Consider the following 2,508-nt stretch of genomic DNA (forward strand, 5'->3'; position numbering starts at 1 on the left):
GTGCGTCCGGAAGCCGCCTGAAGCAACGCAGGCAGCGCGGGACTATGCAAATTCCACCTTTGGCAAGTGGAAGGGAAAATGTGAAATCTGAAACCCTGTCATCATCCGGCTTACCCGCAAGAGAAATCCCAAGGGGAACACAGCACGCCGGAAAAGGCATAAGTCAGCCAGTCATCACGCTGCGACTGAGTGCCAAGATGAAAAGTTCTGCATGAGGATGAAAGCCAAACTGCCTGAACGATAGTCAGAGGAGCGTTATCGTCCGCCACGGCGAAAAGATGACTATATGCGCCGTGTGATATGGGCAAGTGGTGAAGGTAAATCGCCAAATGCGTACACATCCATATCAGCCGCCCGCAGTCAGCGGGAAATGACGGAAGTCGCATCCGACAGCAGAACAGGCCAATTTGCATAGTTCTAACCGGAGATGACCTAAACCGGAACGCTGGAAACAGCTATGGCCTGGGCCTGAATATCCGGCACGGTCACGGAGCCACCATAGTAGTCCGAGGGCGTTAATGGCGTCCACATGGCGAAGGGTGGCAGTTTATCCCCTGATACTGAAAAGGAAAGGTGCGTGAGGCACTATGAGAAGTCCACAGACAGTATTGGAAACCCTACGAAAGCACGCGCAGAAAGCGCATTACCAGTATGAGCGTCTTTACCGCAACCTGTATAACCCTCAGCTCTACCTTCTGGCCTATCAGAACCTATATGCGAACAAGGGGAGTACGACGGCTGGAGCAGATGGCGCTACCCTCAGCGGTATGAGCCTGAAGCGAATTGAGTCCCTGATTAAAAAACTGCGGGACCGCAGTTATCAACCCCACCCCGCCAGGAGGCAGTACATCCCCAAGAAAAGTGGAAACGGGCTGCGCCCGCTGGGTATCCCGGCGGCAGACGACAAACTGGTACAAGAAGCCGTTCGCATGATTTTAGAAAGCATCTATGAACCGACCTTTCAAAGCACATCTCATGGTTTTCGGCCCGGAAAAAGCTGTCATACCGCCCTGTCGCAGATACAGAAAACCTTCACCGGCGTCAGCTGGTTTGTGGAGGGCGACATCAAAGGGTGTTTCGACAACATCGACCACCACATCCTGGTCAACATTCTGAAACGAAGGATAAAGGACGAGGCTTTCATAGACCTGATTTGGAAGCTGCTCCGGGCCGGGTATCTGGAGGACTGGATGAAGCACCAGACCTACAGTGGCACGCCGCAGGGCTCCGGGGTAAGTCCACTCTTGGCGAATATCTATATGAACGAGCTGGACCTGTTCATGGAAAAGCTCCGGGCGCAATTCGGCAAGGGCGACAAGCGGCGGTTCAGCAACGACTATGTCAATGCCAACCACCACTATGCGCGAACCAGAGAACGAAACGCCAAAAAATGGAACACCATGAGCGAAGAAGAACGGAAAGACGCCAAAGTCATGCAGAAGAAATTACAGGCAATCCTGCTATCTACCCCCAGTCGGGAGCCAATGGACCCCAACTATCGCAGAGTTCTATATGTCCGTTACGCCGATGATTTTCTAATTGGCGTGATTGGAAATAAAGCGGACGCCGAACAAATCAAGACCGCCGTCAGTGAATTTCTGAAACAGGAATTGAACCTCACCATGTCGCCTGAGAAAACCCTGATTACCCACGGACATGACAAGGCAAGATTCCTGGGATACGACATCACCATCAGCAAGAATCAGGCGGTCAAAAAGACAAAGGGCGGCGTAAAGCGAGCCTATAATGGGCGCGTTGTCCTCCTGCTTCCAAAGGAAAAATGGATGGGTAAACTGCAAGAGTATAGGGCGCTTAATATACAAAAGGATGGCACGGGGAAAGAAATTTGGATGCCTGTGGCAAGGAACGGCTTGCAAAACAAAGAACCTATTGAAATCCTCGCACAATTCAACGGAGAAATCCGGGGTATCTACAACTATTATCGTCTGGCACGGAATGTATCTGTCCTGAACAAGTTTTGCTATGTCATGGAGTACAGCATGTATAAGACTATCGCAAGGAAAATGCGGTGCTCCGCAGCGAAAGTCAAGAAGAAATATACGAGAGACCGCATATTTGGCATAGAATACGAAACAAAACACGGGATAAAACGGGCCGAGTTCTACCATAACGGTTTCCGGAAAAGTGCGCCGTCTAAATTAGACATGGACACAACGCCGGACTATAGATACTCCATCCGACCCAAGGAAGTCATTGCCAGATTTATGACCGGATACTGTGAGCTGTGCTGTAAAAATGAACTCCCGGTTATGATTTACCAGGTGAAGAACCTGAAAAGTCTTTCCGGCAACGAGCCCTGGGAACAATTTATGTTGAAAAAGCGCCGCAAGACGCTAATTGTGTGCGAGGACTGCTACAAAACAATCACAAATTCGTAGGGTGGATAAATAGAGAGCCGTATACATCGAGAGGTGTAAGTACGGTTCGGGGGCGAGCTATGGAAAACCCGCCGCCGCGAGGCGGTAAGGCGTCTATAGTTTAGCCCAC

The 2,508-nt window shown here is 50.7% G+C and carries 2 protein-coding genes; both read left to right on the plus strand.

Features of this window, described 5'->3' with window-relative positions; translation table 11 throughout:
* On the plus strand, window positions 1-215 hold a 215-nt coding region (locus tag HMPREF0372_RS20320; protein WP_207635673.1), incomplete at its 5' end, for a hypothetical protein.
* Between the two features lie 372 nt (window positions 216-587).
* Window positions 588-2,399 (plus strand): reverse transcriptase/maturase family protein, encoded by a 1,812-nt coding sequence (locus HMPREF0372_RS06370; RefSeq protein ID WP_007489947.1) that lies wholly within the window; start codon window positions 588-590, stop codon window positions 2,397-2,399.
* Window positions 2,400-2,508: the final 109 nt, after the last annotated feature.

Origin of the sequence: Flavonifractor plautii ATCC 29863 (assembly GCF_000239295.1) — a bacterium.
GTDB classification, from domain to species: Bacteria; Bacillota; Clostridia; order Oscillospirales; family Oscillospiraceae; genus Flavonifractor; species Flavonifractor plautii.